Genomic DNA, 15,743 nt, shown 5'->3' on the forward strand with positions numbered 1-15,743 from the left:
GGTCGTACTTGAGATGTCGGTGTGGGGGGGCCGCCCGCGCCGCGCCGTCTCGAGCCTCCTCTGGCCGCGGCCGGGGGGGCGCTGGCGCCCCGGCCCCGCCGGCGCCGCCCCGCCCCGCTCCTACAAAACATCTTCAGGCAAGCCCCAGCCGAGCATGGCTCTACCCTCAGAACGTGGCCCGGCGCTGCCGACGGCATTATCATTTGCGGCATCGCGGCCTGTGCCGCTGGCAGTCACCGCAAGGATTTACCGCAATGATGGAAGAACTCCTGATCGTCACCACCGGTGGCACGATCGACAAGATCTACTTCGATGACAAGTCCGACTACCAGATCGGTGATCCGCAGATCGGCATGATCCTGCGCGAACTGGGCGTGACCTTCCGTTTCAACGTGATTCCGATCCTGCGCAAGGACTCGCTGCATATCAGCGACGACGACCGCGAGCTGATCCGCGCCACCATCGCCGCGCAGCCAACCCGCCATGTGCTGGTCACCCACGGCACCGACTCGATGGTCGCTACCGGCAAGGTGCTGGCCACCATCCCCGGCAAGACCATCGTGATGACCGGCGCACTCAGCCCGGCCCGCTTCCGCGGCTCCGATGCCGAGTTCAACATCGGTTGCGCCATCGGTGCGGTGCAGTCGCTGCCCGAAGGCGTCTACATCGCCATGAACGGCCGCATCTGGAACCCGGAGAAGGTCCGCAAGAACGTCGACGCCAACCGCTTCGAATCGCTGTAAGTGGCAAAAAGCACCCGCGCCACCGCCGCATTGGACAAGGCAGGCATCGCCCATGGCGTGCATGCCTATGACTACTCGGCCGATGTCGACAGCAAGGGGCTGGCGGCAGCGCAGGCGCTGGGTATTGCCCCGCAGCGCATGTTCAAGACGCTGATGGCGTGGGTGGACAAGCAGCCGCTGATCGCGGTGATTCCCTCCGAGCAGCGCCTGTCACTGAAGAAGCTTGCCGCCCATTGCGGCGGCAAGCACGCACAGATGATGGAAATACCCGAGGCCGAGAAGCGCAGCGGCTACAAGGTCGGTGGCATCAGTCCGTTCGCACAGCAGCGCCCGGCCAGGGTGGTGTTCGCAACCAGTGCCGCGCACCACGAGACGCTGTACATCAACGCTGGCCAACGTGGCCTGTTGCTGGATATCGCCCCCGCCGACGCCTTGCAGGTTCTGCAGGCCAGCTGCGCCGATATCTGCGAGGACTGAGTTGTGCTCAACGGCATGAGTCCGGCTACGACGCCAGACTCATGCACAGTGACAAGCAGGGCCTTGAGCTAGAACGTGATCGACCAGCCGTTGAGACGCCCGGTATCGCCACTGGCCTTGTCGTTGACACGCAGCTTCCAGGTGCCATTCAAGGCCTCATTGGAAAGATCGACCTCGAAGGTCTGCTTGATGTCATCGGCACTGCCTCCTTCGTAGTTGCTCAGCAGATAAGCACGCCCACCAGGTGCTAGCAGTTCCACTTTCAAGTCGCCGCGCCAGCTATGGCTGATATCCACCGTTACCGGGCTGGCTGCCGGCGCATTCGCGCTACGTCCGGATACGCTGATGGCGCTCTCCACCGTTTGGTTGTCGAGGATATCCACCCCGTCATTGCTGCTGTAGGTCTGCGCCGGAACCAGACCCCAGCTTGCCTTCAAACGCAGGCCGGAGTACGTCGCGTAGCCGGTCAGCATGACGTGGTAAGTGCCTGCTGCAGGCGCAGGAATGCTGCAGCTTTCGCCATTGCCAGCTCGGAACGGACGGCAGTCGTAGCTGAAAGCGGTGGGGCGGCTGGCAGCGCGCACGTACAGGTCGGCATCGCCGTTGCCGCCCGCAATGCTGATCAGCAGATTCGACGCACCTGCAGGCACCTGCACGCTGAAATAGCGATTGCTGCCCTTGCTGCCTGCCAAGCCAGTCAGTGCCACACCGTTATCCAGCTCGGTCGCCGGGTCAGGCTCCGGCTCCGGTGGCAGCGGGCCGCCCAACGCCACTGCCACGGCCGCCTGTGCATTGACGATACCGGCACCGATCTCACGGTCAGGCGTGGCAGAAAACGGTGTTGCCGTTGCCTTGATCAAGGCTTCAACCTGCGCAGGTGTGCGCACCGGATCGGATACCTGCTGCACCAGCGCCACCACGCCCGCCACGTGTGGCGTCGCCATCGAAGTCCCACCATAGGAGGAGTAGCTCTCGCCTGCCGGGCCCTTGCTGCCGCTATTGAGGGTGGAAAGGATGCCGCTGCCCGGTGCAGCCACATCCACCAAGGGGCCGTAGTTCGACTGCTGGCTGCTGCTCCAGATTGAACGCTTGCCAGCGCTGTCACTGGCACCAACGGCGATGACGTTGTTGCAGTTGGCAGGCGAGGCATTGGCCACATTGACGTTGCTGTTGCCCGCAGCGATGACCAGGGTTGCGCCCTTGCCTACCGCGCTGTTGATCGCGCTCTGCATGGTGCTGCCGCAGGCGCCTGCGCCGCCCAGACTCAGGTTGATGACCTCGGCCGGATGGGCATTGGCCGGCACGCCGCTTACCTCGCCGCCGGCCGCCCAGACAATCGCATCGGCGATATCCGAGGTATAACCGCCACAACGACCCAGCACGCGTACCGGTACGACCCTGGCGCCAGCTGCAACGCCGACCACACCCTTGCTGTTGTTGGTCACTGCCGCGATGGTGCCAGCCACATGGGTGCCATGCCAACTGGAGTTCTGCGCGCCGTGGCTGCCACCACATTGATTCGCCGCCACCCAGTCACCAGGGTCGCTGGCATCGCCATCGCGGCCATCGCCATCATTGGCCACCTCAAGATCACCAATGAAGTCATAGCCAGGCAGAACATTGCCATTCAGATCGCTGTGGCTGGCAATGCCGGTATCCAGCACCGCCACCACCACGCCCGCCCCACTCGCGTCTTCCCAAGCCTCGACGGCCTTGATGCCATAGCTCCCGGACAGCCCCCATTGCTCACCAAAACGCGGGTCGTTGGGCGCGGCATCGATGGTATGCCGCCTATCAATCTCGACGTACTCGATATTGCTATCTGCCGCCAGACGGTGCATCAACGCTTCGGCCTCGATGCGATCCAGCGGGGTGTCCACGCGCAATACATCCGCACCTACGGCAAGTCGTCGCAGGTGCTGCAGATTGCTGGTTTTACCGGCGCGTACCGGCAGCGCACGTGAAGCGGCGGCCAGCGAATTCCTGAGTGCGATCTCGCCCTGCACTTGTGCGCTGTCCTGGCGGAATTTGACGATGAAACGTTGATGCGTGGGTGCGGAGTCCAGACCTGCAAGTTGTACTTCACCGGCCAAGGCCGGCATGCACAACAGCAGCGGAAACAGCGAAGCAGTGCCAACTGCCACGAACCCACGGCAAAGCCTACGGCGTGATCTGGATGACATTGTTGAACCCTTCTGCATGGAAGTTGCCGCTTGCGCGGCGCCGGCACTGCCCGGTGCTATCGGTGCGGACAGCAACCTTCACCTGGACAGAACGCTCCGGACCGGCCCCCGTCACCAATCCGCCTGCAGACAGTAGGCAGGTGGATTCGGCGCTCCCATCGGCGTTCTACTGAAACCGTTGTCCCGGTCGCCGTCGGAACTTCCCAACGCACTGGTCAGAAAAGCGTCTATCGCGCGTTTCAATGCGCCTTGACGATCACCAACACCAACAACTCCCACCCGCCACATTCCTCGCACCAAGCAACTGGCTCAATGCCGAAGCGCGTCTTGCACGCCCTTGTTTCCTGCCGGCAATACATCGGCAAATCCATTCCGATCAGCACGCTGCTTCAACAAGAAACGCGGGAACACCGTGCAGTGATCACTCGACTCGTAGCCCGGGTAAGCGCAGCGCACCCGCGACCACGACTCAGGCGGACTTTCAGGCCCCCCTTCAACAGCCCCGGTGCGCTGCGCTTACCCGGGCTACAGGACTGTTGCCAACGAAGCATCGTGCCAATCGGGAAAGGCGATGGAAACGTAGGCTCTGAGGTCCATCAATCAACAAACAAAGGCCCCGGCGAATCCGCCGGGGCCAGATCACATCGCAGCAGAGCAACAGCGTCTTCAATCAGTCATCCGCTGCCGCTTGACGTTGCTCAACTCAGAACCTGATCGACCAACTGTTGATACGACCGGTATCACCGCTGGCCTTGTCGTTCACACGCAGCTTCCAGCTGCCGTTCAACGCCTCGCTGGACAGGTTGACGTTGAAGGTCTGCTTGATGTCATCCGCGCTGCCACCGGCATAGTTACTCAGCACATACACGCTGCCGTCCGGCGCGACCAGATCCACCTTCAAATCGCCCTTCCAGGTGTGGCTGATGTCCACCGTCACCGGCGTCGATGCCGGTGCATTGCCGCTGCGCCCGGAGACGGCGATGGCGCTTTCCACGGTGGCGTTGTCGCCAATGTTGACGGCAGTTGCGTTGCTATAGGTCTGCACACCGCCACTGCCGCCGCCAGTACTCCAACTGGCCTGCAGGCTGACGCCAGAGAACGCCGAATACGCGGACAGCATCACGTGGTAAGTGCCAGCAACCGGTGTTGCAAAGCTGCAGCTCTCGGCGTTGCCGGTCTTGTACGGACGGCAATCGTAGGTGGACGTGGTCGGCTGGCTGCCGGCACGCACGTACATGTCCGCATCACCGGTGCCGCCGGAGCTGGCGATGACCAGATTGCTCGCCCCTGCGGGAACCTGCACGGTGAAGAACTGCGTGCTGCTGGCAGCGCCCGACAAGCCGGTGATCGGCACGCCATTGTTCAGGACCGTGCCACCCGGGTTTGGATTACCGCCACCGTTGGCCGCATCCACCACTGCCTTGGCATTGAGGATGCCCGGGCCGATGCTCTGCGACGGCGTGGACGGGAACGCAGTGACGTTGGCCTTGATCAAAGCCTCGACCTGCGCAGGCGTCTTCGGTGTGGTTGAAACTGCTTGCAGCAATGCGACAACGCCAGCCACATGCGGCGTCGCCATCGAGGTGCCGTTGTAGGACGCATAGCTCTCCGCGCCCGGTGTGGTGGTACCACTGTTGAGCGTGGACAGGATGTTGGAGCCCGGTGCGGCGATGTCGATCAGTGCACCGTAGTTGGAGAAGCTCGAACGGGCGCCGGTGCTGGTCGTCGATGCCACTGCAATCACGTTGTTGCAGTTGGCCGGCGAAGCGTTGGAGACATTGGTGTTGTCGTTGCCGGCAGCAATCACCAGCGTGGTGCCGCGACTGACCGCGCCATTGATCGCCGCCTGGGTGGTGCTGCCGCAGGCGCCGGAGCCACCCAAGCTGAGATTGATCACCTCGGCCGGATTGGCATTGGCCGGTACACCAGACACGGTGCCACCGGAGGCCCAGACAATGGCATCGGCGATATCCGAGTCGTAGCCACCGCAGGTGCCAAGCACGCGCACCGGCACGATCTTAGCGCCATAGGCCACACCAGCAACGCCCTTGGCATTGTTGGTGACCGCAGCGATGGTGCCTGCCACATGCGTGCCATGCCAGCTGGAGCCCTGCGCGGCATGAATGCCACCGCACTGGTTGGCGCTTACCCAATCGCCCGGATCGCTGGGATCGTTGTCGCGGCCATTGCCATCGTTCGACACGGTGGTGTCGTTGATGAAGTCATAGCCCGGCAACAGATTGGCAGCGAGGTCGCTGTGGCTGGTGATGCCGGTATCCAGCACCGCTACCACCGAGCCGGCACCATTGGTTACATCCCAGGCCTGGTTGGCCTTGATGCCATAGGTGCCGGAATAACCCCACTGCTCGCCGTAGCGGGTGTCGTTCGGGGTCAGGCGGATGGTGTTGAGGCGATCGACTTCGACGTATTCGACGTTCGGATCAGCGGCCAGCTTGCGCATCAGGGTTTCAGCATCGGCGCGGTCCAGCTTGGCATCGGCGCGGACCACATCCGCACCCACTGCCAGACGCCGCATGTGCTGCACGCCGATGCCTTTGCCAGCACGCGCCGGCAGCGCGCGGGCGGCGGAGGCCAGGGTTTTCTGCAGGGCGGCATCGCCTGCGGCCTGACGGCTGTCCTGGCGGTATTTGACGATGAAGCGCTGATGCGTCGGCGCGGAATCCAGGCCGGCCAGATGCACATCGCCGGCCCAGGCCGGCGCACACAGAAGCAGGGACGACAACGAAGCAGTGCCAACAACTACCAACCCACGAACGAGCGTACGGCGCGATTTGGATGACATTGATGAGCCCTTCTACATTGAGAGGAAGCCGCTTGCGCGGCATCGGTCCTACCCGGGGCCCTGCCAGATGCGAAGAGGTTGCTGCCCGGGTAGAACTACCCGAACCAGTCCCCTGTTACCGATCCGTTGGCGGACAGTAAATGGCGGCTGAATCAATGACAAGAGGGTTACAACAGAAACTGTTGCTCCGTCACGTTTACGCAAGTGAGTGATTCGTAAAGATTATTTACTCATCCCTTGGTATTGCTGGCTTGTACGGGCAGGTGTCCGGACAAAGAAAAACCCGCTGCGAACAAGCCGCAGCGGGTTTCTTCACTTAACTGAGCAGGGACGCTCAGGCGTCCAGGCGCACCAACCAACCGTGACGGTCCGGCTGACGGCCGTACTGGATGTCGGTCAGTTCCTTGCGCAGCGACATGGTGACCTCGCCGGCCGGCGCGTTGATATCGCCTACCGAGAAGTCTTCGCCCTTGAGCTGGCCGATCGGGGTGATCACCGCAGCGGTACCGCAGGCAAACACCTCGGTGATTTCGCCCGAACTGACGCCCTGCTTCCACTCGTCGATGGTGACCTGGCGCTCTTCCACGTTCATGCCGCGGTCGCGGGCCAGCTGCAGCAGCGATTCGCGGGTGATGCCTTCCAGGATGCTGCCCGACAGCGCCGGGGTAACCAGCTTGTTTTCCTTGCCGTAGACCAGGAACACGTTCATACCGCCCAGTTCTTCCAGGTACTTGCCCTCGACCGGATCGAGGAACAGCACCTGCGAGCAGCCCTGTGCCTGCGCCTGCTGCTGCGGCAGCAGCGAAGCAGCGTAGTTGCCGCCGCACTTGGCCGCACCGGTGCCGCCCTTGGCAGCGCGCGCGTAATCGGTGGACAACCAGATCGCCACCGGCGCCACGCCCTTGGCGAAGTACGGGCCGGCCGGGCTGGCGATCACGTAGTAAGTGGCTTTGTGCGCACCGCGCACGCCGAGGAAGGCCTCGTCGCCGATCATGAAGGGACGGAAGTACAGGCTGGCTTCGTCGGCATCGGACACCCAGTCCTTGTCCAGCGCGACCAGCTGCTTGAGCGACTCGACAAAGATCTCAGCCGGCAGTTCCGGCAGCACCAGACGGCGCGCCGAGCGCTGCAGGCGGGCGGCATTGGCTTGCGGGCGGAAGGTCCACACCGAACCGTCAGCGTGACGGTAGGCCTTGATGCCTTCGAAGATTTCCTGGCCGTAATGCAGCACGGCAGCCGCCGGGTCCAGCGAAATCGGGCCATACGGCGTTACCGCCGCATTGTGCCAGCCAGTGTCCTTGTCCCAGCGTACGGCCACCATGTGGTCGGTGAAGTGCAGACCAAAGCCCGGCTTTTCCAGGATTTTGGCGCGCTCCTCGGCGCTACGCGGATGGTCCGAACGGGTGACATCGAAGCTCAACGAAGACTGGGACACCGGATAATTCCTTCCAGATTGCGGGATGGGACAGCCCCGCCGCCACAGCGGCAACGGGGGTGCAGCACAAACCGTCACCGGCAGCCGCCGGCACGGGCTTACAGCATGCCAGTTTCCAGGCGCGCCGCCTCGGACATCATGTGACGGCCCCACGGCGGGTCGAACACCAGATCGACGTCGGCTTGGGCCACCGTCGGGATCATCTCCAACTTGCTGCGCACGTCATCGACCAGTATCTCGCCCATGCCGCAGCCTGGCGCGGTCAAGGTCATCTTGACGTCGACCTCGCGCTGGCCGTCGTCCAGGTGCTTGATATCCACTTCGTAGATAAGCCCAAGATCGACGATATTGAACGGGATTTCGGGGTCGAAACAGGTACGAAGCTGCTCCCACACCAGTTTTTCGACATCTTCGTCTCCGGCGTCGTCGGGCAGCTCCAGCCCCGGCGGCGGCTCCTTGCCGATGGCGTCGCCGTCCTTGCCGGCGATACGGAAGAGATTGCCTTCGACAAACACCGTATAGCTGCCACCCAGTGCCTGGGTGATATAGCCATAACTGCCGGCCGGCAAGGTCACGCTATCGCCCTGCGGCACCATCACGGCCGGGCAATCACGCTCAAAATGGACAGGTTCACTGCTACGGGAATACATGTAGATGGATATGGGGACGCGGTGGCTACCCGCAATGGTCCCATTTTATCCGACTGGGCGTACTCGCCGCTGAAACGCTATGCTGCGGAATCTGTTCGGGAATGCCCATGTCGCCTGTTTCCACCTCGGCCAGCCGTAGCCGCCACTGGCTCTGGCCCATTTTGTTGCTGCTCGGAAGCATCACCCTCACCATCGCCTGGCTGCTGGTCGCTTTGAGCACCGGCACCCAGGCCGGCTGGATGGCGGTGCTGGCCGCACTGGAAGCGGCGTGGATGCTGCGCCTGGGCACATTCAGACCGGGCCCGGCGCGAGCTGCGGTAACAATCACCACCACCGTGCTGATCGCTTTGGCTGCCAACTGGCTCATTGCCGCGGCCTATGTCGGCGGCCCGATGGGCCTGACCCCATGGGAATCGGCCCTGCGTATGGGCCCACATTTTGCCTGGACACTGCTGTCACTGGCCAATGGCCTGGGGGAGTTGATCTGGCTGGCTATTGCCCTGCTGGTAGCGTGGCGCGCCGCCCGCTGAATCCCGGCTGGTCACAGCATCGGTGAGAGGCCAAACGGACATCTGAGACAAAATGTCAGTTTTTGCACATTGCCAAGGCCCTGATCCGCACATTCGTTGCAGTTAAAAATTCGTAATTTCGTGACTCCCTCGCACCACTTTGCGGAGAGTCATACGTGAGTATTCAGCCACTGAGCCAAGCTGTTCGCCTCGCACTGTTACCAATTTCGACTGCCGCCCTTGCTCTGGGAGCAACGGGCAGCGTCCTCGCACAGGACACCGCACCCAAGGAAGAAGCCACCAACCTTGACCGCATTCAGGTCACCGGCTCACGCATCAAGCGCGCCGACCTGGAAACCTCCAGCCCGGTCTTCACCATTGACCGACAGAGCATCGAAAGCTCCGGTGCTGCCACCGTTGGCGAGTTCCTGCAGCGCACCCCGGCCATCGCCGGCGCCGCCACCAACCCGCAGGTCAACAATGGCGGCGGCGCAGGTGCGGCCACGGTCGACCTGCGTGGCTTGGGCGTGAACCGCTCACTGGTGCTGGTCGACGGCAAGCGCTGGATCGGCACCATCTCCAACGCCAATGGTGCGGTGGACGTTAACTCCATCCCGATGGGCCTGATCGAGCGTGTCGAGGTCCTGAAGGACGGCGCTTCGGCGATCTACGGCTCGGATGCCATCGGCGGCGTGGTCAACTTCATCCTGCGCAAGGACTTTGAAGGCGTGGAAGCCAGTGCCTTCTACGGCATCTCCTCGCGCGGAGATGCGGACACGCAGCGTTTCGATGCCACCTTCGGCCTGGCCGGAGAGAAGGGCCGCATGATGCTTGGCGCAAGCTATGACAAGGAAGACTCGGTCAGCGCCGCTGACCGCAGCTATTCCAGCCAGCCCTACCAGTTGTATGCCGGTGAAAAGGGTATCGGCGGCACCAGCCGCATCCTGACCGGTCGTTATGTGGTACCGCGCGATGTCGCGATTGCCCGTGGCACCGCGCTGGATGCGAACTGTGCCCAACCCAGCGCTACCAACCCCAACCCCAGAGTCGTCCTGACCCGCATCGACGGGCGGGCGGGAACCTCTGGCTCTGACTTCCGCTGCTTCAATGGCAATACCGACACCTACAACTTCCAGTCCGACGGCAACCTCAACCTGACCCCGCAGGAACGCACCTCGCTGTTCATGAGCGGCAACTACCAGATCACCGACAACATCGAGGCCTTTGTACTGGGCTCATGGCTGCGTACCGAGTCCTCGTTCTTCATCGCGCCGCTACCCTTCGATGGCCGCGCCGACGTCGACGACGTGCCGATCAGCAAAGACAGCCTTTACAACCCCTTCGGCGTGGACATCACCGACGCACGCCTGCGTCTGCGTGATTTCATTCCCACCCGCACCACGCGTTTCGAAACCGAGACCTACCAGATCACCGGTGGTCTGCGCGGCGTGTTCGGTGACAGCACATGGAGCTGGGACGCTTCTTATGGCTACGGCCGTACCCCGCAGTCGTCGACCGTACGCGGCTACCTGATCGGCCAAGGCCTGACCGATGCACTGGGGCCGTCGATGATCGACCCCGCGACCGGCAATCCCATCTGCGTACGGACCGCTGGCAATGCAGCAACAGTCATCAACGACTGTATCCCGGTCAATTTCATGGGCCCGGCACCGGATCCGAATACCCCCACCGGGCAGGCCCAGCTGGCCGCGCTGGAACTGATCAACCCGACCATCCACAGCACCAGCGAGAACGACCTTAAGGTGTTCAACGCCAACGTCACCGGCGATCTGTTCACCCTCCCGGCCGGCGCGGTCTCGCTTGCCGTGGGCGCGGAGCGTCGCGTCGAGTCGGCCAGTAACAGCAACGACTTCCTGACCATAATTCCGCCGGGCAAAACAGTCTGCCGCATCACCCAGGAAGCCTGCACTGGTGGCGACCTGAGCGGCAAGTTCGACGTCAATGAAGTCTACGCCGAAGCCCTGATTCCGCTGTTGGCCGACGCGCCGTTTGCCGAGAAGCTCAACGTTTCGCTGGGTACCCGCTATTCGGACTACTCCAACTTCGGCGGCACCACCAACTCCAAGATCGGCGTGGAATGGAAGCCGTTCGCTGATCTGCTGGTCCGCGCCACCTATGCGGATGTGTTCCGCGCCCCGACCATCGGCGATCTGTATTCGCCCACAGTGCCCAGCGCCAATACCTATGCCGACCCCTGCAACGGCTACGAAGGTGGCAACCCGACGGCCTGCGCAGGCGTACCCACCGACGGCTCGTTCCAGCAAAGCGGAAACCAGGTCACATCGTTCCAGGTATCGGACCCGAACCTGCAGCCGGAACATGGTGACGTGCTGACCTACGGCTTCGTCTACAGCCCGAACTGGCTGGAAGGTTTCAGCGTCACCGCCGACTACTGGCGGGTGAAGTTGAACGACTTCATCGTCAACCTGCCGGAGAACATGCTGCTCAACCAGTGCTTCAATTTCGGCCGCTTCTGCGACACGTTCATCCGCGACGCCAACGGCGATGTTACGCAGATGACCAACCTGATCGGCAACTACGGCTCGATGAAGACCTCCGGCATGGACCTGGGCTTCCGCTACCAGTTGCCGGAAGGCGCATGGGGCAAACTGGTCTGGAACCTGGACACCACGTACCTGGCGCAATACGACGTGCAGCTGGTGGCAGGCGACCCGACCAGCAATGTCGGTGCCTTCCCTGGCATTCCGGAGAGCACCGGCCTTGCAGGCACCTTCGTCGACAACGCCTCTTCTGGGTTCGGCAACATGGCCCGCTGGCGCGCCCTCAACGACCTGACCTGGTCGCGCGGCAACCTCAGCGCCAGCTTGACCACGCGCTATGTGCACCATGTCTACGAAGCACCCGACGTAGCCGACGTCAAGGATCCCGGCTACGTCGCCAAGCGTCGGGTGCCATCGGTCACCCAGACCGATTTCCAGATCGGCTATCGCTTCGAGGACCTGAAGAACAGCTCCATCCAGATCGGCGTGCGCAATCTTACTGACCGCCAGCCGCCGTTGATTTATTCTGGCTTCAACGCCTCGACGGATATGCGGACCTACGATGCAATCGGCCGTTTCTACTGGATGCGCTGGACTGCCCGTTTCTGAGTCCGGATCAGCAACACCGGCATCCGCTGCGGCTCCTGCAGCAGCGGATGTTCCTGGCAGCGATCTCCGGCACTACATCCGCACCTACGAGCACAGCTTACCTGCTGAGATGTGCGCCAAGCTGATCGAGTCCTTCAACTCGCTTTCCCGTTTCCAGCAACGGAATGGCCGCGGCGTACGCCCTGGCCTCGATGACAGCGCCTGGACCGAATTGGACGTGAGCCGCCTATCCGACGCCGGTTTTCTCAGCTACTTCCGGCAGCTGATCAGCAACGCTTTGCGCCAGTACAACGCCGATGTCGGCCTGCCGATCGCGGTACCTGACAGCCCTCTGCTCAGCCCGCTGATCCTCAAACGCTACCGTGCCGGCAGCGAGGAAAAATTCCAGACCCACTTTGATTCAATCAATGAGGTCTGCGACCGCTACCTGGTTTTCCTGTGGTACCTCAATGATGTGGAGACCGGCGGGGAAACGTGGTTCCCGGGCCTGCACACCGGCGTCGCTCCGCGCGCTGGCAGACTGCTGATGTTCCCGCCGTACTGGCTGTATGCCCACCAAGGGCGGCCAGCCCCGGAGCAGGACAAGTACATCCTGTCCACCTACCTGAGATTCCCGCAGGCTCAGTCCAGCGCGTAGCCATAGCGGGTCACCCATGGCGCGAGCATTGCAAGAATTTCATCGCTGAAATGCGCGCGGTAGCTGCGCCATCTGCCCACCGCCCCTGCGTTGAGCGGTTGCACAACCTGTGAATAGCTGGGCGTGTTGATCCGCCGGCTTCGCGACGCCGCAAGATTGTCGAAAGAGAACTGCTGTTGCTCCACCGACAAGGAAAGGAAATCCATCAACCCGGCCAGCTCTTCACCGACATCGCCAACCAGGTCTTCGTAGCGCAGGGTATGAACGCGGGCAGGCGAGTAAGCACGCTGCTCATGCCACCACTCCATTATCGCGACATAAGTCCGCGCGGTGGATTCCAGACTGGCGAACGCCTTGGCCCCGCCGTTGCTGCCAAACGCCTGCATGTAACAGCTCAACACGCAGTCGCATGGGTGACGCAACAACAGTATCCAGTCCGCCTTCGGAAACAGGCGCGCCACATAGGGCAAGCGCGTCATGGTCAGGGGATACTTGTCCACCAGTCGTCCCTGGGGCTGTAGATGACGTTGCACCTCGTTCCAGTAACGCCGCCTCGACGCTTCGATCGAAGATGGCGCAAGCTCGCACAGCCCCTTGTCCAGATCATTACCTGGCCAGCCATCCGCAGCGCGCAACTGCTCGATTGCCACTTCCAATGCAGGACGCTCATCCAGCACATCCAGCTGCGAATGCACATCCAGCATGCGCTCCAACAAAGTTGTTCCCGAACGCGGGAAGCCGACAAGGAAGGCGGGATCTTCCGGCAGTCCATCAATGCGTCCCTGCTGCCAGGTTGGCGGCGCTGCCCGCCGCAGCCGCTGCTGCAGCCAGTCCAGCACGCCTGGCAGGTGATGCCCGGACGAACGCTGCTGGAACGCAGCTTCCGCCGCTGTGTGTGCTGCCGACAACGCCTTCATCGCCAAGTCAACCTGCCCAAGCCGGTCGTGGTTGCGGGCCAGCTCAAACCCCAGCTGAGCCCGCATCGCGGGCTCAAGCTTGCGTTGCAGTCCGGTGACAAGGCAGGTGATTGCAGCGTCCGATTGCTGTTGTCTGCGCAGGATGCGGGCGGCAGCGAGCGCATGCATTCCCGTGACCGCAGTTGTGCTGGTGACAGCGATGCCCTTCAGTACATTGTCGGCTTCGTCGACACGATTCAGGCGCTCCAGCAGCAGCGAGAACTGCACGCGCGACTCCGTTGCTTCTGGCGCCTCACGCAGGATCTGTCGGTAAACATCCTGTGCAGCAAAGTCGTCGCCTGCCTGCGCCAGCAGCCATGCAAACGCCTGCCGTTGGCCCATATCCAACGACGTCGCATCCATTCCGTGCAGGCACCGAGCAAGCGATTCAAACCGCTCCATCTCAGCGAGGCTCTGCGCATAGGCCAAACGCACATCGGCAGCCTCGGGCTCAATGGCCAATGCTGCATGTAAAACCCGGTTGGCCTCGGCGAACTTCCCCAACCCCAGCAACGACAGACCGAAACCCAGCAGCCACGCCACGTCACCAGCCCCCATGGCATGTGCATGGGTGAACGCTGCTTCGGCAGCGGCGTGGTCGCCAGCCTCAAGACAGACGTTGCCCAGATTCATCCAGGCACCTGCGGACGCAGGCTGCAGTTCGGCAGCACGCATGAACAACATCTGCGCCTCCGGGAGCTGTCCCTGCGCGGCCAAGGCCATCGCCAGCACTTCCATGCCCGGCGCGAAATCAGGGGTTTGGGCGAGCAGCCGGCGCATCCTCGTTTCAGCCAGATGCTGCTGCCCCTGCGCAAGATCTTCCAGCGCCAGTACCAACTCGTCCTGCATCGAACCTCCTATGGTTACATCTGAACCAAATAGAGCCGCCGCGAAATCTTATTTTTTGGCAATCCAACTGCGAACCTCCGCAGGTCGTTCGCCCCAGGCGCCCAGCAGCATGGAACTGTTCGGAGACTTGAAAACACTCTCTTCTCTCTGCACAAGTCAGACCTTACTGAGCCCCAAATCAGCGGGCAAGCTGGTCGGCTCCGAACCTACCCGGCAATCGCCGGGTTTTTTTTAATCGCCGGTTTTTTTACCGGAGGACGACCCATGCCATCAATTCTGAAATATCGGTTCTCGTTGCCAGAACCGGGCCGCCTATGCGATGTTTTCGGCGCAATCCAAGGTTGCAGCGGGCCAAATTTGGCTCTCCTACCCGGTAAGTATTTCGGCCTACTCGGAAAACGAAAGCGACGTGAGAATCAAACATCACCGCCTTCATGGCCCCCAGGTTCTGGACCTGTCCGGGCAGCCCGGGGGTAGCGTGCACGCCGTCATCTGCCATGGCCGCGGCAGCCGTTTGTTGGTCCCTGCAGGTTGGATCAGTCTCACCTTGGTCCTGACCGGGCTGCTGGAAATCAACAACAGCGATGCGCCCTGGCAGCTCGCCGCCCATCACATCCAGTTGTGGCTGGAAGGCGACCTTCGCCATACCAGTCGCAGCTACGCCTGGTGGATATGCATAGCAGCCCCCGCAGCGCTCTGGGAGAGCCTGCCAAGCGCGCCAACGATTGCGTGCCACCTTATTCCCCGCGAGATCCGCTGTGACCGCGAACTGGGCCGCGCCGTCCTTCATATGGCACGTCCACGTTTCTTCAACAACAGCCGCGATACCACCGCAGTCATCGACGGAATGACAGTAGCGCGCGACATCTTGCTGGAACGGCAGCACTCATTGCAGGATCAACTGAGCCGCTGCAGCGGACGCACTGCATTGCGGCGGCACCAGACAATGCTGCGCTTGTTGCGGGTGCAACACCTCATACGCTGCAACATGGATGCCCGCTTGGACCTCCACCGCCTAGCCGAAATTGCGAACTACTCCCCTCCGCACCTGATCCGGGTCTACCGGGAGGTGTTCAACGAAACACCATTTGAGTACGCCACGCGTATCCGCCTAAGGCGCGCCTGGGACCTTGTATGCAACACCAATCTCTCCATTTGTGACATCTCCGACGCCTTGGGTTTTGAAACCGAGAGCGCGTTCTGCCGGTCTTTCAAACAGACTTTCTGCTGTACTGCCAGCCAAGCCCGTCGGCACAACAGCGAGCTCTCGAAAGTCACGGACAACCAGCAACAGCCAAGGCTCAACCTGCGCGCGGGTTGACGTCACAGACAGATTCGTCATCGTGGCGAATCCTTACTGTTTGGGCTTC

The 15,743-nt window shown here is 62.1% G+C and carries 11 protein-coding genes and 2 pseudogenes; 6 read left to right on the forward strand and 7 right to left on the reverse strand.

The features are described from left to right. Positions 1–257: 257 nt before the first annotated feature. Complete coding sequence (locus ACVOK8_RS14600; protein WP_282267147.1) at positions 258–743, forward strand: asparaginase domain-containing protein; 486 nt, start codon at positions 258–260, stop codon at positions 741–743. Next, complete coding sequence (ybaK, locus tag ACVOK8_RS14605; protein ID WP_481567464.1) at positions 744–1,220, forward strand: Cys-tRNA(Pro) deacylase; 477 nt, start codon at positions 744–746, stop codon at positions 1,218–1,220. It begins immediately after the preceding gene. Between the two features lie 68 nt (positions 1,221–1,288). Here ybaK and ACVOK8_RS14610 read toward each other — a convergent pair whose 3' ends face one another. From ACVOK8_RS14610 to sufT, 6 genes and pseudogenes are all read right to left on the reverse strand, one after another. Further along, complete coding sequence (locus ACVOK8_RS14610; RefSeq protein ID WP_481567484.1) at positions 1,289–1,603, reverse strand: proprotein convertase P-domain-containing protein; 315 nt, start codon at positions 1,601–1,603, stop codon at positions 1,289–1,291. Between the two features lie 39 nt (positions 1,604–1,642). Further along, a pseudogene (locus ACVOK8_RS14615) lies at positions 1,643–3,403 on the reverse strand (S8 family peptidase); the annotation flags it as partial. Positions 3,404–4,106: 703 nt separating this feature from the next. Further along, positions 4,107–4,448, reverse strand: coding sequence for a proprotein convertase P-domain-containing protein (locus tag ACVOK8_RS14620; RefSeq protein WP_481567485.1), 342 nt, complete (start codon positions 4,446–4,448; stop codon positions 4,107–4,109). 24 nt (positions 4,449–4,472) lie between these two features. Beyond that, positions 4,473–6,206, reverse strand: a pseudogene (locus ACVOK8_RS14625) (S8 family peptidase); the annotation flags it as partial. A gap of 334 nt (positions 6,207–6,540) precedes the next feature. Continuing rightward, on the reverse strand, positions 6,541–7,641 hold the full coding sequence (locus ACVOK8_RS14630) for a branched-chain amino acid aminotransferase (protein WP_481567465.1): 1,101 nt from the start codon (positions 7,639–7,641) through the stop codon (positions 6,541–6,543). Between the two features lie 98 nt (positions 7,642–7,739). Beyond that, entirely contained in the window at positions 7,740–8,291 is a 552-nt protein-coding gene (gene sufT / locus ACVOK8_RS14635) for a putative Fe-S cluster assembly protein SufT (protein ID WP_346498807.1), read from the reverse strand. A gap of 107 nt (positions 8,292–8,398) precedes the next feature. Between sufT and ACVOK8_RS14640 the strand changes: the two genes are divergently transcribed. The 3 genes from ACVOK8_RS14640 to ACVOK8_RS14650 all read left to right on the forward strand — a co-directional run bounded on the left by ACVOK8_RS14640 (position 8,399) and on the right by ACVOK8_RS14650 (position 12,568). Then, positions 8,399–8,821: a hypothetical protein gene (locus ACVOK8_RS14640; protein WP_481567466.1), complete on the forward strand. Its 423-nt coding sequence runs from the start codon at positions 8,399–8,401 to the stop codon at positions 8,819–8,821. Positions 8,822–8,976: 155 nt separating this feature from the next. Next, entirely contained in the window at positions 8,977–11,931 is a 2,955-nt protein-coding gene (locus ACVOK8_RS14645; RefSeq protein ID WP_481567467.1) for a TonB-dependent receptor plug domain-containing protein, read from the forward strand. A 217-nt stretch (positions 11,932–12,148) separates the two neighbouring features. After that, a complete protein-coding gene (locus ACVOK8_RS14650; protein WP_481567468.1) occupies positions 12,149–12,568 on the forward strand; it encodes a 2OG-Fe(II) oxygenase in 420 nt (139 codons plus the stop codon). Here ACVOK8_RS14650 and ACVOK8_RS14655 read toward each other — a convergent pair. Then, positions 12,553–14,373: a sulfotransferase family protein gene (locus ACVOK8_RS14655; RefSeq protein ID WP_481567469.1), complete on the reverse strand. Its 1,821-nt coding sequence runs from the start codon at positions 14,371–14,373 to the stop codon at positions 12,553–12,555. The two genes, ACVOK8_RS14650 and ACVOK8_RS14655, sit on opposite strands and share 16 nt — an antisense overlap. A 409-nt stretch (positions 14,374–14,782) precedes the next feature. On the opposite strand from ACVOK8_RS14655, the gene ACVOK8_RS14660 reads away from it, so the two are divergent. Continuing rightward, positions 14,783–15,694, forward strand: coding sequence for a helix-turn-helix domain-containing protein (locus ACVOK8_RS14660; RefSeq protein ID WP_481567470.1), 912 nt, complete (start codon positions 14,783–14,785; stop codon positions 15,692–15,694). Positions 15,695–15,743 lie beyond the last annotated feature (49 nt).

It is taken from the genome of Stenotrophomonas sp. STEN083 (assembly GCF_056759195.1).

Bases quoted from the DNA above. Each gene is read 5' to 3' on its own strand.
- ACVOK8_RS14600 (WP_282267147.1), top strand. From the start codon at position 258: ATGGAAGAACTCCTGATCGTCACCACCGGTGGCACGATCGACAAGATC.
- sufT (WP_346498807.1), bottom strand. From the start codon at position 8,291: ATGTATTCCCGTAGCAGTGAACCTGTCCATTTTGAGCGTGATTGCCCG.
- ACVOK8_RS14640 (WP_481567466.1), top strand. From the start codon at position 8,399: ATGTCGCCTGTTTCCACCTCGGCCAGCCGTAGCCGCCACTGGCTCTGG.
- ACVOK8_RS14655 (WP_481567469.1), bottom strand. From the start codon at position 14,373: ATGCAGGACGAGTTGGTACTGGCGCTGGAAGATCTTGCGCAGGGGCAG.